Source organism: Klebsiella sp. SWET4, assembly GCF_024296565.1.
Taxonomy (GTDB): Bacteria; Pseudomonadota; Gammaproteobacteria; order Enterobacterales; family Enterobacteriaceae; genus Klebsiella; species Klebsiella variicola.
The window spans coordinates 173,103-192,940 of the sequence record NZ_JANCOB010000004.1 but is presented as its reverse complement, the minus strand read 5'-3'; the positions used below and the strand labels follow the sequence as shown (position 1 = coordinate 192,940).

General features: G+C 57.8%; 19 protein-coding genes and 1 pseudogene. 10 read left to right on the top strand and 10 right to left on the bottom strand.

Annotation, left to right across the window (positions count from 1 at the left end):
- Positions 1 to 56 precede the first annotated feature (56 nt).
- The gene (gene purT / locus NKJ21_RS12245; protein ID WP_254732917.1) at positions 57 to 1,235 is read right to left on the bottom strand and encodes a formate-dependent phosphoribosylglycinamide formyltransferase; all 1,179 of its coding nucleotides are present in this window, start codon (positions 1,233 to 1,235) and stop codon (positions 57 to 59) included.
- 135 nt (positions 1,236 to 1,370) lie between these two features.
- On the opposite strand from purT, the gene NKJ21_RS12240 reads away from it, so the two are divergent.
- The 3 genes from NKJ21_RS12240 to ptrB all read left to right on the top strand — a co-directional run bounded on the left by NKJ21_RS12240 (position 1,371) and on the right by ptrB (position 4,703).
- Positions 1,371 to 1,718, top strand: coding sequence for a YebG family protein (locus NKJ21_RS12240; protein WP_048964808.1), 348 nt, complete (start codon positions 1,371 to 1,373; stop codon positions 1,716 to 1,718).
- Between the two features lie 141 nt (positions 1,719 to 1,859).
- Positions 1,860 to 2,522: a tellurite resistance TerB family protein gene (locus tag NKJ21_RS12235; RefSeq protein WP_012541257.1), complete on the top strand. Its 663-nt coding sequence runs from the start codon at positions 1,860 to 1,862 to the stop codon at positions 2,520 to 2,522.
- 120 nt (positions 2,523 to 2,642) lie between these two features.
- Positions 2,643 to 4,703 (top strand): oligopeptidase B, encoded by a 2,061-nt coding sequence (gene ptrB, locus NKJ21_RS12230; protein ID WP_244334809.1) that lies wholly within the window; start codon positions 2,643 to 2,645, stop codon positions 4,701 to 4,703.
- A 3-nt stretch (positions 4,704 to 4,706) separates the two neighbouring features.
- Here ptrB and exoX read toward each other — a convergent pair whose 3' ends face one another.
- Complete coding sequence (exoX, locus tag NKJ21_RS12225) at positions 4,707 to 5,366, bottom strand: exodeoxyribonuclease X (protein ID WP_012541259.1); 660 nt, start codon at positions 5,364 to 5,366, stop codon at positions 4,707 to 4,709.
- A gap of 78 nt (positions 5,367 to 5,444) precedes the next feature.
- Positions 5,445 to 5,675, bottom strand: a complete 231-nt coding sequence (locus tag NKJ21_RS12220; protein WP_012541260.1) for a DNA polymerase III subunit theta — start codon at positions 5,673 to 5,675, stop codon at positions 5,445 to 5,447.
- A gap of 113 nt (positions 5,676 to 5,788) precedes the next feature.
- On the opposite strand from NKJ21_RS12220, the gene yobA reads away from it, so the two are divergent.
- Genes yobA through NKJ21_RS12205 form a run of 3 tightly spaced genes read left to right on the top strand, consistent with a single transcriptional unit; the run spans position 5,789 to position 7,391 of the window.
- A complete protein-coding gene (gene yobA / locus NKJ21_RS12215) occupies positions 5,789 to 6,163 on the top strand; it encodes a CopC domain-containing protein YobA (protein WP_008804269.1) in 375 nt (124 codons plus the stop codon).
- A 3-nt stretch (positions 6,164 to 6,166) separates the two neighbouring features.
- A complete protein-coding gene (copD, locus tag NKJ21_RS12210; RefSeq protein ID WP_254732915.1) occupies positions 6,167 to 7,036 on the top strand; it encodes a copper homeostasis membrane protein CopD in 870 nt (289 codons plus the stop codon).
- 16 nt (positions 7,037 to 7,052) lie between these two features.
- The gene (locus tag NKJ21_RS12205) at positions 7,053 to 7,391 is read left to right on the top strand and encodes a YebY family protein (RefSeq protein ID WP_008804271.1); all 339 of its coding nucleotides are present in this window, start codon (positions 7,053 to 7,055) and stop codon (positions 7,389 to 7,391) included.
- Positions 7,392 to 8,036: 645 nt separating this feature from the next.
- On the opposite strand, the gene NKJ21_RS12200 is transcribed toward NKJ21_RS12205, so the two are convergent.
- On the bottom strand, positions 8,037 to 8,180 hold the full coding sequence (locus tag NKJ21_RS12200) for an Ecr family regulatory small membrane protein (protein ID WP_142667623.1): 144 nt from the start codon (positions 8,178 to 8,180) through the stop codon (positions 8,037 to 8,039).
- Positions 8,181 to 8,283: 103 nt separating this feature from the next.
- Complete coding sequence (locus NKJ21_RS12195) at positions 8,284 to 9,252, bottom strand: VirK/YbjX family protein (protein ID WP_162493241.1); 969 nt, start codon at positions 9,250 to 9,252, stop codon at positions 8,284 to 8,286.
- A 156-nt stretch (positions 9,253 to 9,408) separates the two neighbouring features.
- Here NKJ21_RS12195 and pphA point away from each other — a divergent pair, with 156 nt between their 5' ends.
- A complete protein-coding gene (gene pphA, locus NKJ21_RS12190; protein ID WP_008804273.1) occupies positions 9,409 to 10,062 on the top strand; it encodes a protein-serine/threonine phosphatase in 654 nt (217 codons plus the stop codon).
- Here the strand turns inward: pphA and NKJ21_RS12185 are convergent.
- The 5 genes from NKJ21_RS12185 to yebS all read right to left on the bottom strand — a co-directional run bounded on the left by NKJ21_RS12185 (position 10,059) and on the right by yebS (position 16,151).
- Complete coding sequence (locus NKJ21_RS12185; RefSeq protein ID WP_002911395.1) at positions 10,059 to 10,250, bottom strand: YebW family protein; 192 nt, start codon at positions 10,248 to 10,250, stop codon at positions 10,059 to 10,061. The two genes, pphA and NKJ21_RS12185, sit on opposite strands and share 4 nt — an antisense overlap.
- A gap of 97 nt (positions 10,251 to 10,347) precedes the next feature.
- Complete coding sequence (locus tag NKJ21_RS12180; RefSeq protein WP_002911393.1) at positions 10,348 to 10,587, bottom strand: YebV family protein; 240 nt, start codon at positions 10,585 to 10,587, stop codon at positions 10,348 to 10,350.
- 115 nt (positions 10,588 to 10,702) lie between these two features.
- Positions 10,703 to 12,136, bottom strand: a complete 1,434-nt coding sequence (gene rsmF, locus NKJ21_RS12175; protein WP_064171062.1) for a 16S rRNA (cytosine(1407)-C(5))-methyltransferase RsmF — start codon at positions 12,134 to 12,136, stop codon at positions 10,703 to 10,705.
- Between the two features lie 129 nt (positions 12,137 to 12,265).
- A complete protein-coding gene (locus tag NKJ21_RS12170; RefSeq protein ID WP_254732913.1) occupies positions 12,266 to 14,899 on the bottom strand; it encodes a PqiB family protein in 2,634 nt (877 codons plus the stop codon).
- Positions 14,868 to 16,151, bottom strand: coding sequence for a membrane integrity lipid transport subunit YebS (yebS, locus tag NKJ21_RS12165; protein ID WP_008804276.1), 1,284 nt, complete (start codon positions 16,149 to 16,151; stop codon positions 14,868 to 14,870). Before yebS ends, NKJ21_RS12170 begins: the two co-directional genes overlap by 32 nt.
- 132 nt (positions 16,152 to 16,283) lie before the next feature.
- Here yebS and NKJ21_RS12160 point away from each other — a divergent pair.
- The 3 genes and pseudogenes from NKJ21_RS12160 (at position 16,284) to prc (ending at position 19,624) form a co-directional block, all read left to right on the top strand.
- Positions 16,284 to 16,797: pseudogene (locus NKJ21_RS12160) on the top strand (GAF domain-containing protein).
- A gap of 81 nt (positions 16,798 to 16,878) precedes the next feature.
- Entirely contained in the window at positions 16,879 to 17,556 is a 678-nt protein-coding gene (gene proQ, locus NKJ21_RS12155) for an RNA chaperone ProQ (protein WP_008804278.1), read from the top strand.
- 19 nt (positions 17,557 to 17,575) lie between these two features.
- Positions 17,576 to 19,624: a carboxy terminal-processing peptidase gene (gene prc / locus NKJ21_RS12150; protein WP_008804279.1), complete on the top strand. Its 2,049-nt coding sequence runs from the start codon at positions 17,576 to 17,578 to the stop codon at positions 19,622 to 19,624.
- Positions 19,625 to 19,838: the final 214 nt, after the last annotated feature.

The window sequence follows — 19,838 nt, the reverse complement described above, 5'->3', positions numbered from 1 at the left end:
CCGCGCCTCAGGGTCGACAACCCGGTCAGCGGCAACGCGACCGGGTTTTTTTGTCTTTAGCCTTCGACGATGACCGCAGCGGCGGCGGTTTTAGCCCGCGCTACGGCCTCTTCAACCGAATCGGCAACGGCGAGGGTCACCCCCAGGCGGCGGGTACCGTCAATCTCGGGCTTGCCGAACAGTCGCAGCTGCAGGCCAGCCCCGACGGCCGATTGCAGCTGGCCAAAGCTGACGTTCTGACTGGTCAGCTGCGGAAGGATCACTGCGGAAGCGGCCGGACCATACTGGCGGATAGCGCCGACGGGCAGTCCAAGAAAGGCACGAACGTGCAGGGCGAATTCCGAGAGATCCTGCGAGATCAGCGTTACCATGCCGGTGTCGTGTGGGCGCGGGGAAACTTCGCTGAAGATCACCTCGTCGCCGCATACGAACAGTTCCACGCCAAACAGGCCATGACCCCCCAGCGCCAGCACTACCTTGCGGGCGATGGCCTGGGCACGTTCGAGGGCCAGGTCGCTCATCTGCTGCGGTTGCCAGGACTCACGGTAATCGCCGTCTTCCTGGCGATGGCCAACCGGGGCGCAGAAATGCACGCCGTCGACGGCGCTGACGGTGAGCAGGGTGATTTCGAAATCGAAATTCACCACCCCCTCGACGATCACCCGCCCGGCGCCGGCGCGGCCGCCCTGCTGCGCATAGCGCCAGGCTTCGCTGAGCTGGTCAGTCGAGCGGATAAAGCTCTGACCTTTGCCGGAGGAGCTCATCACTGGTTTGACGATGCACGGCAAACCGATGTCGGTGACCGCCGCGCGGAAGCCTTCTTCGCTGTCGGCAAAGCGATAGCTGGAGGTGGGGAGCTGCAGCTCTTCTGCCGCCAGGCGGCGAATGCCTTCGCGGTTCATGGTGAGCTTAGCCGCCCGCGCCGTGGGGACTACTTTCTGCCCGGCCTGTTCCAGTTCAACCAGGGTATCGGTAGCAATAGCTTCGATCTCCGGCACGATGTAATCGGGTTTTTCCTGTTCAATCAGAGCGCGCAGGCTCTCGCCGTGCAGCATATTGATGACATGGGCGCGGTGGGCGACCTGCATCGCCGGGGCATCGGGGTAGCGGTCGACGGCGATAGTTTCAATGCCCAGACGCTGACATTCAATAGCGACTTCTTTGCCCAGCTCGCCGGAACCTAACAGCATTACTTTGGTGGCTGCCGGGCGCAGCGCGGTGCCTAATACAGTCATAACTCTCTTCCGCAGTAAAAAAAGATGCTGCCGATTATAAACGGAAACGTTTGCGTCTGTCTTTACGCGCGTGAGTTGAGTCCGGAGAGGAAATTTGTTATACTGTATAAAAATACAGTATTGAGAGGCTGCAGCATGGCGGTTGAAATTAAATATGTTGTGATCCGCGAAGGTGAGGAAAAAATGTCTTTTGCCAGCAAAAAAGAGGCCGACGCTTACGACAAAATGCTCGATCTGGCAGAGGTGCTGAATGACTGGCTGGTGGCATCGCCGCTGGAGATGGATGACGCCCAGCGTGACACCATGGCGATGTGGCTGGCAGAGCGAAAAGAGGCGCTGCAGCATATCCTGCGCGTCGGCCGATTGCCGGAGCAGGATGCGTCCGCGCACGACTCACCCGCGCCGTCGGCGGCAGAAGAGGCTTCTTCAGCGGAAGACGCCGCGGCGCCAGCGACCAAAGCGCGTAAGGCGAAAGTGGCCTGACTGGCGGCAGCGAGCTATGGCCTGGCTGGGCAGGGATTTGTCTGCCGCGCCCACCTTTGCGCATCTTTAGCCAGATCTAACATTTCCTGACATCGCGTCGTTTAGGCTGATAGCAGTGTTTTATCACCTGAGAGGAAAACCATGGCTAACTGGCTTAATCAACTGCAGTCGCTGCTCGGGCAGCAGGGCGCGTCATCGACAGGCGAGTCGTCAAAAGGGAGCGCACTGCTGCCCGGCGCGATTGGCGGGCTGGCCGGGTTGCTGGTGGCCAGTAAATCCTCACGCAAACTGCTGGCGAAGTACGGCACCAGCGCGCTGCTGGCTGGCGGTGGGGCGGTGGCGGGTACGGTGTTATGGAACAAGTATCAGCAGAAGATGCGCGCTCAAAACGCGCCTGTCCCCGGGGCGAACACGCCGGCTGCCGTGCCGGCGGACGTTGATCCGCGCAGCGTGCGACTGATCACCGCGCTGGTTTTTGCCGCCAGGAGCGATGGTCATATAGATGACCACGAACGGGCTAATATTGAAGCCCAGCTGCGGGCGGCCAATATCGACGTTCAGGCCCGGGTGCTGATCGACCAGGCGCTGGCCCAACCGCTGGATCCTCAGCGTCTGGCGGAGGGCATCGTTGATCCGCAGGAGGCACTGGAGATCTACTACGTCAGCTGCGCGGTCATTGATATCGACCACTTTATGGAACGCAGTTATCTGAACGCGCTGGGAGACGCTTTGTCACTGCCAAAGGATGTCCGGGCCGATATAGAACAGGATATCCAGTCACAAAAACAAGCGCTAAGCGTCTAAATTATCACGTTTCGCTTGCATCGCCCGCGTCTTTTGCCACCCTTATAGACACGTCATCATTCAGGCGCCGCCGTGTGACCTGAATGCTCTTGTGTCACGATAAAGCAGCAGAAGAACAACATGCCACCTAAAGCCAAACGGATCCCTCACGCCATGACCTTGCATGGCGATACACGCATCGATAACTATTACTGGCTGCGCGACGATGAGCGCGCGCGACCTGACGTGCTGGAGTACCTGCACGCGGAGAACGCCTATGGCAAGCGGGTGATGGATTCGCAGCTCAGCCTGCAGGAACGTCTGCTGAAAGAAATTATCGACCGCATTCCGCAACGGGAAGTCTCCGCCCCTTACAGTAAAAATGGTTTTCGCTACCGTCAGGTTTACGAGCCGGGCTGTGAATACGCCATCTATCAGCGCCAGTCGGTGCTCAAAGAGGAGTGGGACGAGTGGGAGATCCTGCTCGACGGCAACCAGCGGGCGGCGAAGAGTGAGTTCTACACCCTTGGCGGACTGGGCGTCGCGCCGAATAACCAATTGATGGCGGTGGCGGAGGATTATCTTTCCCGCCGCCAGTATGGCCTGCGCTTCTGCAACCTTAGCAGCGGTGAATGGTACCCGGAGATCCTGGAAAATGTTACCTCCGGGTTTGCCTGGAGCAATGATTCCCGCTTTGTGTGGTACGTGCGTAAACATCCCACCACACTGCTGCCTTATCAGGTCTGGCGCCACACGGTGGGTACCGCGGCGCAGAGTGATGTGCTGGTCTATGAAGAAAAAGATGAGACCTTCTACGTCAGCGTACATAAGACCACTTCCCAGCAGTTCGTGGTGATTTATCTCTCCAGCGCCACCACCAGTGAAGCATTACTGCTCAACGCCGAACTCCCTGACGCCGAGCCGGTCTGCTTCCTGCCGCGGCGGAAAGATCACGAATACAGCCTCGATCACTATCAGCACGCGTTCTATCTGCGATCCAACCGCGAGGGGAAGAACTTTGGCCTCTACCGTACTGTGCTGCGCGATGAAGATCAGTGGACCTCGCTGATCCCGCCGCGTCACGACGTGATGCTCGAAGGATTTACCCTGTTTACTGACTGGCTGGTCGTCGAGGAGCGCCAGCGCGGCCTGACCAGCCTGCGGCAAATTAACCGCAAGACCCGGGAGGTGGTAGGGATCGCCTTTGACGATCCGGCCTATGTCACCTGGCTTGCCTATAATCCGGAACCTGAAACGTCGCGACTGCGCTACGGGTATTCCTCCATGACCACGCCGGACACCCTGTTTGAACTGGATATGGATACCGGCGAGCGGCGGGTTATCAAGCAGCAGGAAGTGAAGGGGCTGGACACGAGCTGCTACCAGAGCGAACACCTGTGGGTGACCGCCCGCGATGGCGTCGAGGTTCCGGTCTCGCTGGTCTACCATCGCGACCATTTCCGCAAAGGGAGCAATCCGCTGCTGGTCTATGGCTACGGCTCGTATGGCGAGAGTATCGATGCCGATTTCAGCGCCAGCCGGCTGAGCCTGCTCAACCGCGGCTTTGTCTACGCCATCGCCCATGTCCGCGGCGGGGGCGAGCTGGGGCAGCAGTGGTATGAGGACGGCAAATTTCTGTGTAAGAAAAATACCTTCAACGACTATCTGGACGTCTGTGACGCGCTGCTGGCCCAGGGGTACGGCGATCCGCAGCTCTGCTATGGCATGGGAGGCAGCGCCGGCGGGATGCTGATGGGCGTGGCCGTTAACGAACGTCCTGAGCTGTTTCATGGCGTGATAGCCCAGGTGCCGTTCGTCGATGTGGTGACCACCATGCTGGACGAATCTATTCCACTGACCACCGGGGAATTTGAAGAGTGGGGGAATCCACAGGATGAAACCTATTACCACTACATGAAAAGCTACAGCCCCTACGACGGCGTCCGGGCACAGGCTTATCCGCATATGCTGGTCACCACCGGGCTGCACGATTCCCAGGTGCAATACTGGGAGCCGGCGAAATGGGTGGCCAAACTGCGGGAACTGAAAACCGACGATAACCTGCTGCTGCTCTGTACCGATATGGATTCCGGCCATGGCGGCAAATCCGGGCGCTTTAAAAGCTATGAAGGGGTGGCCCTGGAGTATGCCTTTTTCATTGCCCTGGCGCAGGGGACACTGCCGGGAAAAGCGGCTGTGTGACGATTATTCCCCGAGGTAGTGTTTGAGGGTCAGACGCAGTTCGGGGCTCATCCGGTCGAGATTGTTGAATAACCAGCGCAGGTAGCCGGGGTCGTTTTCAGCAATTTCGGCCACCGCTTTACCCCGGTATTTGCCGAAGGTAAAGGTGGTGAGCAGCGCCGGGCGGCCGGTGATATCGGCCATTTCGTCAGGCGTCCAGCCGGAAACGTTGATGATATCCAGCAGCAGCGCGGCGGTGATATAGCAGTCATACAGCGCGCGGTGGTGATGCAGCCCCGGCGGGGTCGCCACATTCAGCTTACGTGATTTATATAACCCCATATTGCTGTATTTGATCCCCGGCCACAGGCGGCGGGCCAGCTTCATGGTACAAATCCACTCGCCGCTCATCTCCGGTAGCACCCGGCGGTCAAAGCTGGCGTTGTGCGCGACATACCAGGGGCTGCCAAGATAATACGGAATAATCTCTTCAATCCACGGCTTATCGGCGACCATCTCTTCCGTTATACGGTGGATAGCCATCGCCTGCGGCGTGATGGGCCGATCAGGACGCACCAGATGGCTCATCGGGTTAGTGATTCGCCCGTCGACAATATCGACCGAGGCGATTTCGACGATGCCCCCCTGCAGGCCGCAGGTTTCGGTATCAATGACGCGCAGCATGGCTCGCTCCAGAGCAAAACAACAAGCGTAAAGGAATTGGGTGGTCTTGCCAACCGATGGGGAGCAGGCGGGCGCGCATTATTTCTGCTTCGGCTCCCAGGGCAGTCGGGAAAGCGAGACAGAGGCCAGCCGATGGGCGATCAGTCGTTCGCGGAACCAGTCGCGCAGATGGGCGGGCTGCTCACGCTCGACCAAATCAGCGACCACCGGCATGTTGTATCGCTCCTTAAAGGCGACGCCGGCGGCGGCGAGATCGACGTTGACCTTATCCATCTCAGCTTGCGAAATTTTGGCCAGATTTCTTTCCATTATTAACTCCAGTGTGCTGGTAAACCCGGTCGAGGCGCTGACGCTTAGCTCGACTCTGCCATTATACAGGGTTATTCTCTGTCCTACAGACATAACAAAAGGGAATGACGAATATGCGACTCCTCGCTGGACGCGCGTTGCGCCTCTCCGTTGCGTTTGCCGGTATATTAACCGCGGCAGGCGCCTTCGCCCATGCTCACCTGCAACAGCAGATCCCCGCCGCGGGTGCCCAACTGACCGCGCCTCCTCAGACGCTGACGCTCAGTTTCTCAGAAGGGATCGAACCGGCCTTCAGCGGCGTGACCGTCACCGGTCCGCAGCAGCACGCGGTAGCCGCCGGTAAACTGACCCGCAGCGCTGACAACCCCGCTCAGGTCACCTTACCCCTGGCGGAAACGTTGCCTCCGGGGGAGTACACCGTAGCATGGCATGTGGTCTCGGTTGACGGCCATAAAACCAAAGGGCAATACACTTTTAGCGTGAAGTGATCGATGTTGACCGGGCTCTATATCACGCTGCGTTTTGGGCACTTTATCACCCTGATGTTGGCTTTTGGCTGCGTGCTGTATGGCGCCTGGTGGGCGCCGGTACCGCTGAGGCGCGTGCTGATGCACCGCTTTTATCCGCTATTGCGCCCCCTGATGTTGATTGGCGCGCTCTCAACCGTGGCGCTGTATCTGCTGCAGGGGGGGATAATGGGCGAGGGCTGGGCGGATGTCTGGCAGCCCGCCGTTTGGCAGGCGGTAGCGGGTACCCGCTTCGGCGGGGTGTGGATCTGGCAGATCCTGCTGGCGTTGACTGCTCTCGCCGTGGTGTGGATCCGTCCCCATCACGGCGCCAGGCAACTGATGGCCCTGCTGGCGGCCCAGCTGCTGCTTTCCGCCGGGGTTGGGCATGCTGCTATGCACGATGGCTTACTCGGCGCCCTGCAGCGGACTAATCATGCCGTCCACCTCTTCTGCGTCGCCAGCTGGTTCGGCGGCCTGTTGCCCTTCATCTACTGCCTGCGTTTGGCGCAGGGGCGCTGGCGTCAGGCTGCGGTCTATACCATGGCGCGCTTTTCGCGTTATGGACATCTGGCGGTGGCCGGCACCCTTGCCAGCGGCGTGGTCAATGCGCTGTTGATCCAGGGGGCGGTGATCGGCACCTCGCCCTGGAGGCGCATGCTGTTGATCAAATGTGCGCTGGTCGCCGGGATGGTGGTAATTGCCTTAGTGAACAGGTATGTTCTGGTACCGCGCATGTCGGCAAGCGGTTCGCGGGCGGAAAGCCTGATCCTGCGAACCACGCAGGCTGAGATAGGGCTGGGCGCGCTGGCGCTGCTGGCCGTCAGTCTGTTTGCCACCTGGGAACCTTATTGAATTAACTGGCAAAATCATGAAAAAAATTGTTCTGACCATGTTGTTACTGGCAAGCTCCGGGGCTGCTCTGGCGGCGCCGCAAATTATCACCGTGAGCCGCTTTGAAGTGGGGAAGGAGAGTTGGGCGTTCAACCGTGAAGAGGTGATGTTGACCTGCCGTCCGGGTAACGCGCTTTACGCCATCAACCCGAGTACGCTGGTCCAGTATCCGCTCAATGACGTCGCGGAACAGCAGGTTAAAGCCGGCAAGACGACCGCGCAGCCGATCTCGGTGATCCAGATCGACGATCCGCAGCACCCGGGACAAAAAATGAGCCTTGCGCCATTTATCGAGCGAGCGCAGAAGCTCTGCTAGCGTTCCGCGTTATCTTACTGTAATAGCATATAAAAAAACCGCCCTTGCCGGATAACGGAAGTGGCGGTTTTTTACTGGCTGACAGCCGTTTCCCAGGAATTATACGACCACATTGGCCACGGACTGGAAAAGCTGACGCGTTAAACTATTCTTATAGTGCAAGGCGACTTAGCCTGCATTAATGCCAACTTTTAGCGCACGGCTCTCTCCCAAGAGCCATTTCCCTGGACCGAATACAGGAATCGTATTCGGTCTCTTTTTATCGGTAACCTTCTGCTTTCGCAATAGCCAGCGACATCATGTCAGTCAAACCTCAGGCTGGCCTCTGGATGTCCCGTTATAGCACACCGTTTTTAGCATACACAATCCATTTACACACAAATCGCATCCTGAGGAAGGGGGGCGTCGGGAAGGAGAGATCTGAAGCTGGGGTGGAAAGAGAAAAGAAAAAACCTGCACCTAACCAGGCCCGGCGTGCAGGTTAACTGGCGGGCCAACATCGGAAGCCTGCTAGTATACACATTTGTATGACAAATAAAATAAGCAAAGTCTAATAGGTTTGGCAATTCATGCGATTAGCTATCAATGAACGACCGTATCGCTAAAAATAATAAGCGAATGCGCCGCTATGTACAGCGGCTAAAATTATTCAGGGACGCTAAAGGTGGGATATATCTTACTTTCGAGATAGCAGAGCAAAAGCCAAATTTCATCGCTAAAAATAAACCATACGCAGCCCAGCAGAATGACCGCAAGAATAATCAGCAGGAAAATTTCGGTTTTACTCATCATGCCAACCACTATCCAATGGCGCCAGGGGCCATGATAGTAGCGAAATAACGACCGAATAAGCAAACGCCGCGTGTCAGCGCGGCGCTATCCGCAGCGAAATTTACGCACCATGGCGCGGTTGCGTCAGGATGTCCACCTGCTCAGCCAGCTGATCCAGCAGCTGGAACCGACGCCGGTATTCGGCCCGTTTTTTGCTGGCGATACTCTCCAGTGATTTTCGTTCCAGACGCTGCGGCAGCCGCCAGCGCCACGCGCTTTCCGGCTTACCATCGATGGACTGCCAGAACTCGTCGTAGCTGGCGTGGAAATGGCGGCCCTTGCTCAGACGATAGCGCAGGGCACGGAACACATGGCCGTTATCGCTGACGCCATAAATCGACTCGATAGCGCTGCGAGCGGCCAGTAGCCAAATGAACTCCAGCAGCAGGCGCTTCGGGAACAGGCCGAAGCAGGCGCGAGTGGCCTGCTTAATCACCTCATGGGAAACGTGGCGCCGTGGCCCCTGCAGGCCGCCGATGACCAGTTGCCAGGCTTCACCGTCCCAGGTCACGCTAAAGGTTGCGCTGGCCAACAGGGTGTGATCGCCGTCGCGTAGCCATAATGTGGTTTCGCCCTCGCGCTCAGCCTTCCCGGCTGAGGAGGCGGAGAGAGTGAACGGGCTGTCGTCTTTTCCGTTCAGCGTCAGCAGCGGGACCTCGCTCACCGCGGTCATGGCATGCGCCAGCAGCGACCCCTGCAGGGTATCGATGTAGCGATAATGACTTATCACCGCCATCGCCCGCTGCCAGGCGTTAAGATCGCGCGTCAGGTACTGACGGTGCACTTTCCCCGGCAAGGTCGCCTGCGCGGTCAGAAGCTGATTAAAATCATCACGGGCGCTAAGCGACTCAAGCATTGCTTTGGTGGGGCTATAAAATAACGCCGTACGCAGCAGAAATTTAAGGCGAAAATTTTTCTGCCGCCAGATAGGTGCAGGTATTAGTCTGCCCATCACCAGATCGGCAATAAGATGCGAGCGCGGCGCAAGCACGCTGGTTGAATGCAGGCTATTGTCTGTCACGATAAACACCTCGTTGTTATTTCCTCCTATTTTAAAGCGAGCTTCTGATAAGCTTAATCCTCTGGCCGACTATATTTCCCGTTTGTTTAAAATCGATTGAGGTGTAAATAAAAATCACCGGGGATTCGGCGCAATTACCTATAATTACAGCAGAGAGGTAATTATATGTATCAACGTATTAATGGTAGCGACTGGCGTAATATCTGGCTGATGGGCGATCTGCATGGTTGCTTTGCGCTACTGATGGGCCGCCTGCGTCAGCTGCGCTTTGATCCCTGGGCCGATCTGCTCATTTCCGTGGGCGATCTGATCGATCGCGGACCGCAGAGCGCTGACTGCCTCGGCCTGCTGCGCTGCCGCTGGTTCAGGGCCGTTCGGGGGAATCATGAACAGATGGCGCTGGAGGCGCTGGAGAGCGGGGATATGGCACTCTGGCAGATGAATGGCGGCGACTGGTATGGCCGGGGCACCGCGCAGCAGCGCGCCGAGGCCGACCGGCTGTTAGCGCGTTGTCAGCGGCTACCGTTGATTATTGAAGTTGGGTGTGCAGATGCCCGGCATGTGATCGCCCATGCCGATTATCCGGCGCCAGTCTATCGCTGGCAGCAGCCGGTGGATCCCCAGCGGGTGTTATGGAGCCGTCATCGCCTGAGCGAACATCTGGCGGGACGTCATGGCGCCATCGCCGGAGCAGACCATTTCTGGTTTGGCCATACGCCGCTTCGCACGCCTTATGAACGCGATAATCAACACTATATTGATACGGGCGCCGTGTTTGGCGGAACGCTGACGCTGGTGGCGCTACAATCGGCAGGTTAAAAATCGCTGTATTCGCTGGCGGGTTGCCAGAAGCCATCAATAAAATCTTCTATCGGATAGCAGCCGCCGTGGCGGATCCGCTGATCCTCCATCGCCACTAAGCACTGCGTTTCCTCGCGGTAGACGTCAACCACAATGTCCTCGCAGCCGCCATCCAGATAGCAAATAAACAACACCAAGGCAAACATCCTGGCCTCATGCTCGGGTTCACATACTCTTTAGTGTAGGGGATGACGGCGGGACGGGGAAATAAATAACCCGTCTCAGGCGACGGGTTCATTTGAGTCAGGCAAGGCGCATGACCCAGGCATCAGACTGGCGGTCGTAATGTTTACGGTAGAGCACGGAATGTTCGCCATTGAGAATAGCGGGCACGCTGGTATCGGCATCCCAGGCGTCAAGCTGCATACATAAATCTGGATCGGATTTGCAGGGAATACTTAACGTTCGCTCTCCCTGATGTTCACCGTGCAGTTCGGCATCGTCTATCTCAAATGCGCCGATGCGGACATTGGTTTTACTCATCGCTTCACCCCATTTTTCAGCTGAGTTGTGGTACGACCAGTTGAGGCCGTCATTTTTCAGCGTAGTCAATGGGGTGAAAACCGCCAGTCAAAAAGTGCGCATTTTTTGCGCGGCGTCACACCTTGCCGGCAAAAAGTTTCCCATCGCGCACCAGTTCGCGCGGGTAGCTATTCTTCAGACGGGAGCCGACGCGCTTGGCCAGACCCAGCGGGACACCCTGGAAGGTCACGATGGCCTCATCCTGCTGCGGCGCGGTCTGCGGATAGACGTCGCGTCCGCGATACCATTCCTCCGCTTCCTCCTGGGTCAGCTCGAAGGCGCGCTGCGGCGCGGCAAAGGCGATAACCGCCTCATGCTGCCAGCGGTACCCCTTATTGTGCACCTCTGCCAGGCGTACGCCGATGCGTGAAAAACGCACCTGACCAAACAGGGGCTCCATAGCCTGCGGGAACAGCCACAGCTCTTTATCCCGCTGCCACAGCGTATGACCTGCGTCCCACACCAGGCCAACAGCGCTGGCGGCGGCAGTTACCGCGGCGGCCTCCCGGCCCTTCAGCGGCGTAAACGGGAATTTGCCGACCTTATAGCCTGGCGCCGGGAGCGGATCGATCGCCGCGGTCTTGCGCAGGCGAGCGACAAAGAAGCCTTCGCAATCGTAGATCTGCGGGAACACGTGCAAAAATCCTTCCGCGGTTAAGGCATCGGCCGCGCCGGAAAACAGATCTCCCAGCGGCAGGATCTCCACCGCCTGCGGATATCGGGACAGCAGCCACTGAACAACCGACTGGTTTTCCTCGCGATTCAGGGTACAGGTCGAATACACCAACGTCCCGCCAGGACGCAGGGCATGGAAGGCGCTGTCGATAAGTTCGCGCTGGGTGGCGGCAATGTCGAGGTTGCTCTCCGGCGACCAGTTTTTCAGTGCGTCAGCATCTTTACGCACCACGCCTTCGCCCGAACAGGGGGCATCAAGCAGGATGGCATCGAAAGCTTCGGGTAGCGCCGCGCCGAAAACCCGGCCGTCGAAGTGAGTCAGGGCGACGTTACTGATGCCGCAGCGGCTAATGTTGGCATGCAGCACCTTCACCCGGCTGGCGGAGAACTCATTGGCCAGAATGCCGCCCGCGTTACCCATTCGGGCGGCAATCTGGGTGGTCTTAGACCCCGGCGCGGCGGCAACATCCATCACCCGTTCAGGCTGCGGGTTATCGGCGAACAGAGCGGCGACCGGCAGCATCGAGCTTGCCTCCTGAATATAGAACAGCCCGCTGAGATGTTCGGCGGTGCTGCCCAGCGGCAGGGCATCGTCGCCGTCCCGCTCGATCCAGAATCCCTCTTCACACCAGGGGACCGGCGTCAGCTGCCAGCCATACGGGGCGACCAGAGACAGAAAATCGGCCACACTGATTTTCAGCGTGTTGACGCGAATACTGCGGCGTAGCGGGCGCTGGCAGGCGGCGATAAAGTCGTCGAAAGAGAGATGCGCGGGCATTGCCGCACGCATTTGAGCGAGAAACGCTTCAGGGAAATAGACAGTATTTTCAGCCACAGGCAGCGCACCACAGAAAAAAAGGGTGCGCAGTTTAGCACAAACGCCCCGGTGCAGGACACCGGGGCGTGCGGTGAGTCATCTTCCCGCCCCCAGCGTTGGCCGGTGCGGGAGAAGGCGTTGTGAGGGTTACTGTGGCAGGGCGGTGCCCCATTCCCGCCACTCTTTCGGCTCGCTCTCCAGCAGCAGGAAGTGCTTGCCATCCTGGGCCTTCGGCGCCAGCGGCGTACCCGGCGGCGTGGCAAAGGCGATCCCGCCGCGGATAAACTGATTGAAGGTCCCGGTTTTCACCACGCCGCCAACCAGGCCGAAGTCGAGGCTGTAACCCGAGGCCAGCCAGAACACCGAGTTATTGCGTACCAGATACTGGTAGCGCTTGCTGATACGCAGTTTCACCATCACCCGATCGGACATTGACCCCATCGACAGGCCAGTGACCGTCCCCACTTCAAGGCCGCGGAACAGGACCGGCGTACCGATGCCAAGCGACCCCGCCTCCGGCGCTTCCACCACGATGTTCAGGCCGTCGATATAGCGTGAGTCGCTGATCGTCGTATCCTGGATCTCAAAGTCGCGGCGCGCCGGCCCGCGTCCCGGCTCAACGTTAATATAGGACTGGAACAGGGTGTCGAGATGCTCGACGCCCGCGGCGGAGATTTGCGGGGTGATCACCGAGAAGCGGGTCCCGGCCCGGGCGAAGGTACCGACGTATTCCGGGTAGAGCACCGCTTTCGCCTGCACTTCGTTTTTGGCGGTGATCAGCTCCAGGGACTGGATCTGACCGATATCGATGCCGAGATAACGAATCGGCATCCCGGCCGCCATCTTCCCGGCGTCAAACGCGTGCAGGGTTATCTGGCCGCCCACGGCGCGCGCCGCCGTTTCCGAAGCGTAAAGGATACGTTTGTTATTCAGCCGCGCGTTGGCGCTGCTGCCATTGAGGTTATCGAAACTGATCGCCCCTTTAATGGCGCGCGCCAGCGGCGAGGCCTGAACGGTGAGTCCGTTGCCGTCAAGTTTGACCTTCGCCCCCCCTTCGGCCCAGAAGACGCTGTTGTTGGTCAGCAGGTAGCGGTACTCCGGCTTGATATGCAAATCGATATCGAAAGCGTCTTTGCGCGGTTTGACGGCGATGATCTCGCCGACGGCGAATTTACGATACAGCACCACCGAGCCGGCCTGAACGTCAGGCAGGGTCTCGGCTGAGAGGCTTAAGGTCGTGGTCGGCACTTCGCTCAGGCTGTTTTCCTGGGCCTTTTCGAGGTTGGCGTACAGCGGGTAGCTGCTCTGCATTTCGCCTTTTTCTCCCGGAATGACCCGGATCCCGCCATTAACCCATTCGCTGGCGCTGGCCCCCAGCACCTGCACGCCATCGAGTCCGACTTTGACATCCAGACGGCTGTTAACCACAAACTTACTGTCACCGCGAATGAGATCGCGGTATTCGGGGGCAATCGCGACCTGGAAGGTCACCCCTTTGGCCGTCAGTTTGCGCTCCAGCACCTGGCCGACTTTTACTCCGTGCAGCACCAGCGGTTGGCCGCCGTCAATCCCGTAGCTTTCCGGCGCCGAGAGCGTGACGGTGGCGACGTTGGGCTCCTCCAGCAGCGCTTTATCTGCTGGCATGACGGAGAAGTGGTTGCGCGGCTCGCCTTCACCGGGTACCAGTTCAAAGGTATTGCCGGTGAGCAGGGCGCTGACGCTGGGGTTATCGAGGGAAATCTTCGGCTTCTTCATCTGAATCAGCGTCTTCTCACGCAGCAGCGTCACCACGCTCGGGTCGACGGTCATCTCGCCGGTCACTTTGCCGCCGGGGTTAAGATTCAGCTTACTTAACTGACCCACTTCCAGCCCCTGATACATCAGCGGCGTCGAGCCTGCTTTCAGCCCATCGCCGTCGGGCAGGTCGAGGGTGACCAGCACACCGCGCTGGCTATGCGCCAGATCTTCGTACAGATGATAGTCATCGTTTTGCGCCGCAACCTGCGAATCGGCAGGTGAATCGAAGGCGATAGCGCCGTTCACCAGCGCAGAAAGGTTCTCCAGCTGCACTTTTGCCCCACTCAGGCCGACGTCGGCTTTGATCCCGGAGACGTTCCAGAATCGGCTGCCTTTTTTCACCAGGTTGGTAAACCGGCGCTCGATCAGGACATCGATGGTGACTCCCTGATTATTGGCATTCAGGGTGAAATCATACACGCGCCCGACCGGGATCTTGCGGAAATAGACCAGCGAGCCGCTGTTCAGGGAGCCAAGGTCCGGCGCCTGCAGGTGGATCATCAGCTCGCCGTTGTTGATGCGGTATTTCGGCTGAGTGTCGAGGGCCACGAAGTGATCTTCGGGCTCACCCTTGCCAGGCATCATGCCAATGTAGTTCCCGCCCACCAGCGCATCCAGCCCGGAGACCCCCGCCAGAGAGGCTTTTGGGGTGACCAGCCAGAACTGGGTCTCTTTGCGCAGCGCATCTTTCATATCGCGTTTGATGCTGGCGGAAACCTCAATCTTACTCAGATCTTTACTGAGGCTAATATCCTGGACGGTGCCGACCTCGACCCCCTGATAACGGATAGGCGTCCGCCCCGGCACAATGCCGTTAGCGGACTGGAAATCGATGGTAATCGTCGATCCGCGGTCGTCAAAGCTGGTCCAGATGAGCCAGGCGGCAATCAGCAGCGCGATGACCGGCAACAGCCAGAATGGCGAAATACGGCGTTTAGTTTTTATTCTGGCTTCAGTCTGCGAAGCGGGCGATTCCTGACTCATGTGCGTCCCAAAGTAAGCGGCTGTCCAGCCATTCAACTGCAAGAATAGTTAAAATTACCGCACCGCCGAAGTAAACCGCCGCCGGCCCCATGGTGAAAGCGAGGAGCTGATCGCGATTGATTAGCGACATGGTGAGTGAAATAACAAACAGATCCAACATCGACCAGCGGCCAATCCAGGTTATCAGCCGCAGCAGCAGGATGCGGGTGCGCAAGCCTTGCTCGCACTTGAATTGTATGCTGACCAATAGGGTAAATAACACTATAACTTTGGTGAATGGCACCAAAATACTGGCGATAAATACCACTCCGGCGATGGCGATATTGCTGCTGGCAAGGGAGATGATCCCGGAAAGGATCGTATCGTCCTGGCGCGCACCGTTAACATAGATGATCGAGATCGGCAGCAGGTTGGCTGGTAAGAGAAATATCAGCGAGGCAATCAGCGCCGCCCAGCTGCGCTGCAGGCTCTGCGGCCGGCGATGATGCAGCGGGGAGTGGCAGCGTCGGCAGCGGCCACGCGCGTCGCGGTAGCCGGTGTAGTGGCAGCCGGTGCACACCTGTAAATTGTTATCGGCGCGGGTCGCCGGCCGTTCAGGATAGAAACGCTCCCACAGCTCTTCGACGTTCATGTGAATAAGCGTCAGGATGCTCAGCAGCGTCAGCGAGATAAACGCCACCAGGCCGATGCCGGGCTGCAGAAAGGCGTAATCCTGCACCTTGATGGAGGCGACGCCAATACCCACCAGATAGATATCCAGCATCACCCACTCTTTGAGCTTGCCGAGCATCAGCAGCACCGGGCGCAGGTTCATCCCCAGCACGTTGCCCAGCCAGAGATAGCTAATCGAGACCACCAGCAGCACCGGGGCGACCACCGCGCAAAACAGCACCATGGCGGCGGTAAGCGGGTCACCCTGCGCAGTCATCTGCCAGATCCCTTGCAGGACGTTGGCGTCGATGCGCACGCCCAGCAGGTGCAGGCGCAGCAGAGGCTCCGACCAGGCAAAAGGCATGAGCAGCAGCATCGCAACGGCCATACTGCCCAAACGCGTCAGCGACCAGTCGCGCCCATCGCGCACCTTGGCGTTGCAGCGTGGACACCAGGCGCTTTGGTTGCGCTTAAGCACCGGTAAGCGAAAGAGCATGTCACACTGCGTACAGCGCTGATAATGCGCATAGGGAAGCGGTGTGCTGACGGCATGCACGACCAACTTCTTCGCAGGTTTAATCGTTGGTGTTTTTATCGGCATTTATTACGTACAGGAATGAATGTATCCCACTATCTTAACCTATGAATGAATTCATCTTGAGCCTAAGCGCATTTAATGCTTATTTTAGTAGGCTGTACGTATCAGGCAGTAAGACAACCAAGTGAAGATATAATGAGCAAAACAGAATTTTACGCGGATCTGAACCGCGATTTCCAGGCATTAATGGCAGGTGAAACCAGTTTTCTGGCGATGATCGCCAATACCAGCGCGCTGCTGTTCGAGCGGCTGAGCGAGGTCAACTGGGCCGGTTTCTATCTTCTGGAAGGCGATACCCTGGTACTGGGGCCGTTCCAGGGCAAACTGGCCTGTGTGCGCATTCCGGTTGGTCGCGGCGTCTGCGGCGCCGCGGTGGCGCAAGCCCAGGTCCAGCGCGTAGAGGACGTGCATGCGTTTGATGGTCACATTGCCTGCGATGCGGCCAGTAATTCAGAAATTGTCTTTCCCCTGCGCGTGAACGACCAGATTATCGGCGTGCTGGATATCGACAGCACGGCGTACGGCCGCTTCACAGCTGAAGATGAGCAGGGGTTGCGCACGCTGGTCGAGCAACTGGAAAAACTTATCGCGGCCACTGATTATCAAAAAATCTTTACCCGTGTCGTGGGATAATCAACGGATAACGTAGCATTTAGCGAGGACGTCATTATAATGTCGCCTGTTCATGCCTGCGGCTTGTTGGCTACGTCCGTTGTAATCAGGAAATTTCATGGAAAATCAACCTAAGTTGAATAGCAGTAAAGAAGTTATCGCCTTTCTGGCCGAACGTTTCCCGCAGTGCTTTAGCGCTGAAGGCGAAGCGCGCCCCCTGAAAATTGGTATTTTTCAGGATCTCGTTGAGCGAGTGGGTGGTGAGATGAATCTCAGCAAAACCCAGCTTCGCGCTGCATTACGTCTCTACACGTCCAGCTGGCGTTATCTGTACGGCGTGAAAGCCGGCGCTATCCGCGTTGACCTGGACGGCAACCCGTGCGGCGAACTGGAAGAACAGCACATTGCCCATGCGCGCCAGCAGCTGGAAGAAGCGAAAGCTCGCGTTCAGACGCAGCGCGCTGCCCAGCAGGCGAAAAAACGCGAAGCCGCCGCCGCCGCAGGTCAGCAGGATGAAGGGGTTCGCCGCGAGCGTAAACCACGTCCTCAGCAGCCGCGTCGTAAAGAAGGCGCTGAACAGCGTAAACCGCGTCCTGTTGCGGCCAAAGCCCCGCGTGAAGAGCGTCATACTCCGGTTTCGGATGTTTCCGTTCTGACCGTCGGCCAGGCGCTGAAGGTAAAAGCAGGCAATAACGCAATGGACGCCACCGTTCTGGAAATCACCAAAGATGGCGTTCGTGTACAGCTGACTTCTGGTATGTCAATGATTGTACGCGCAGAACACCTGGTGTTCTGAAACGGAGGCCGGGCCAGGCATGAACACATTTTTTAAAATCACCGCGCTTGCGGGCCTGCTGGCAATAGCAGGCCATGCTTTCGCTGTTGATGAAATAACCCGTGCAGATCAAATACCCGTGCTGAAAGAAGAGCCGCAGCACGCGACGGTGAGCGAGCGCGTGACGTCGCGCTTTACCCGTTCTCACTACCGTCAGTTTGATCTCGACAACGCCTTCTCGGCAAAGATTTTTGACCGTTATCTGAACCTGCTGGACTACAGCCACAATGTGCTGCTGGCCAGCGATGTGGCGAAGTTCGCGGCCAAAAAAGACCAAATCGGCGACGAACTGCGCACCGGGAAACTGGACGTCTTCTACGACCTTTACAACCTGGCGCAGCAGCGTCGCTTTGAGCGCTATCAGTATGCGCTCAAAGTGTTGGAACGTCCGATGGACTTTACCGGCAACGATAATTTTAACCTTGATCGCTCCAAAGCGCCGTGGCCAAAAGATGAGGCCGAGCTGAACACGCTGTGGGACGCCAAGGTGAAGTTTGACCAGTTAAGCCTGAAGCTGGCGGGTAAAGACGATAAAGAGATCCGCGACACCTTAACGCGTCGCTATAAGTTCGCGATCCGTCGTCTGGCGCAAACCAACAGCGAAGATGTCTTCTCGCTGGCGATGACCGCCTTCGCTCGCGAAATCGACCCGCACACCAACTACCTGTCTCCACGTAATACCGAGCAGTTCAACACTGAGATGAGCCTCTCTCTTGAGGGGATCGGCGCTGTCCTGCAAATGGATGATGACTACACCGTCATCAATTCGCTGGTGGCGGGCGGCCCGGCCGCGAAGAGCAAAGCGATCAGCGTCGGCGACCGTATCGTTGGCGTTGGCCAGACCGGGAAGCCGATGGTTGATGTCATCGGCTGGCGTCTGGATGACGTGGTCGCGCTGATTAAAGGACCGAAGGGCAGCAAAGTGCGCCTTGAGATCCTGCCGGCAGGCAAAGGGGCCAAGACGCGTATCGTGACCCTGACCCGCGAGCGGATCCGTCTGGAAGACCGTGCGGTGAAGATGTCGGTGAAAACCGTTGGTAAAGAAAAAGTCGGCGTGCTGGATATTCCGGGCTTTTACGTTGGTCTCACCGATGATGTGAAGGTGCAACTGCAGAAGCTGGAAAAACAGAACGTCAGCAGCATCGTCATTGATCTGCGCAGCAACGGCGGCGGGGCGCTGACCGAGGCGGTATCGCTCTCGGGTCTGTTTATTCCGTCCGGCCCGGTAGTGCAGGTCCGTGATAACAATGGCAAGGTCCGCGAAGACAGCGACAACGATGGCGTGGTCTATTACAAAGGGCCGCTGGTGGTGCTGGTTGACCGCTTTAGCGCCTCGGCGTCTGAAATCTTCGCCGCGGCGATGCAGGATTATGGCCGCGCGCTGATCGTTGGCGAGCCGACCTTCGGTAAAGGGACGGTACAGCAGTATCGCTCGTTGAATCGTATCTACGATCAGATGCTGCGTCCGGACTGGCCGGCGTTAGGTTCCGTCCAGTACACCATCCAGAAGTTCTACCGTATTAACGGCGGCAGTACGCAGCGTAAAGGCGTGACGCCGGATATCATGATGCCAACCGGTAATGAAGATCGTGAGACCGGCGAGCAGTATGAAGACAACGCGCTGCCGTGGGATAGCATCAACGCAGCCACCTACGTGAAGTCCGGGGATCTGACCCCGTTTGGACCGGAACTGCTCAAGCGCCATGATGAGCGTATCGCGCAGGATCCAGAGTTCCAGTACATCATGAAGGATATTGCCCGTTATAACGCGATGAAGGACAAGCGTAACATCGTCTCTCTGAACTACGCCCAGCGTGAGAAAGAGAACGAAGAGGATGATGCGATTCGTCTGGCGCGGATTAACGATCGCCTGAAACGCGAAGGCAAACCGCTGCTGAAAAAACTGGATGACCTGCCGAAGGATTACCAGGAGCCGGATCCGTATCTTGATGAAACGGTCCATATCGCGGTAGACCTGGCGCATCTTGAAAAAGCGCGCCCGGCGGTGGAACCGCCAGCCAGTAAATAAATAACAAACGGGCACCTCAGAGGGTGCCCGTTTTATTTTGTGCTTTTGTCATCACCTTTCAGCTCAACTAACAAAATGTCAACCTGCCCGGCCGCTGTCAGCAAGATGCTACAAAATGTAAAGTTGTGTTTTTATCGTGACTTAGCGGGGGTTGATGGTTGAAAATTGCAGCCTGACCCATACGATGTGGGTAATCGCATAGTGCGTTTTGTTA

Excerpts from the sequence above, each read along its gene's own strand:
- copD (WP_254732915.1), top strand. The coding sequence starts at position 6,167 with ATGTTGACCGGGCTCTATATCACGCTGCGTTTTGGGCACTTTATCACC.
- pphA (WP_008804273.1), top strand. The coding sequence starts at position 9,409 with ATGTATCAACGTATTAATGGTAGCGACTGGCGTAATATCTGGCTGATG.
- yobA (WP_008804269.1), top strand. The coding sequence starts at position 5,789 with ATGCGACTCCTCGCTGGACGCGCGTTGCGCCTCTCCGTTGCGTTTGCC.
- NKJ21_RS12240 (WP_048964808.1), top strand. The coding sequence starts at position 1,371 with ATGGCGGTTGAAATTAAATATGTTGTGATCCGCGAAGGTGAGGAAAAA.
- NKJ21_RS12170 (WP_254732913.1), bottom strand. The coding sequence starts at position 14,899 with ATGAGTCAGGAATCGCCCGCTTCGCAGACTGAAGCCAGAATAAAAACT.
- NKJ21_RS12200 (WP_142667623.1), bottom strand. The coding sequence starts at position 8,180 with ATGAGTAAAACCGAAATTTTCCTGCTGATTATTCTTGCGGTCATTCTG.
- NKJ21_RS12235 (WP_012541257.1), top strand. The coding sequence starts at position 1,860 with ATGGCTAACTGGCTTAATCAACTGCAGTCGCTGCTCGGGCAGCAGGGC.
- purT (WP_254732917.1), bottom strand. The coding sequence starts at position 1,235 with ATGACTGTATTAGGCACCGCGCTGCGCCCGGCAGCCACCAAAGTAATG.
- NKJ21_RS12185 (WP_002911395.1), bottom strand. The coding sequence starts at position 10,250 with ATGTTTGCCTTGGTGTTGTTTATTTGCTATCTGGATGGCGGCTGCGAG.
- NKJ21_RS12205 (WP_008804271.1), top strand. The coding sequence starts at position 7,053 with ATGAAAAAAATTGTTCTGACCATGTTGTTACTGGCAAGCTCCGGGGCT.
- ptrB (WP_244334809.1), top strand. The coding sequence starts at position 2,643 with ATGCCACCTAAAGCCAAACGGATCCCTCACGCCATGACCTTGCATGGC.
- yebS (WP_008804276.1), bottom strand. The coding sequence starts at position 16,151 with ATGCCGATAAAAACACCAACGATTAAACCTGCGAAGAAGTTGGTCGTG.
- proQ (WP_008804278.1), top strand. The coding sequence starts at position 16,879 with ATGGAAAATCAACCTAAGTTGAATAGCAGTAAAGAAGTTATCGCCTTT.
- NKJ21_RS12220 (WP_012541260.1), bottom strand. The coding sequence starts at position 5,675 with ATGGAAAGAAATCTGGCCAAAATTTCGCAAGCTGAGATGGATAAGGTC.
- NKJ21_RS12180 (WP_002911393.1), bottom strand. The coding sequence starts at position 10,587 with ATGAGTAAAACCAATGTCCGCATCGGCGCATTTGAGATAGACGATGCC.
- prc (WP_008804279.1), top strand. The coding sequence starts at position 17,576 with ATGAACACATTTTTTAAAATCACCGCGCTTGCGGGCCTGCTGGCAATA.
- exoX (WP_012541259.1), bottom strand. The coding sequence starts at position 5,366 with ATGCTGCGCGTCATTGATACCGAAACCTGCGGCCTGCAGGGGGGCATC.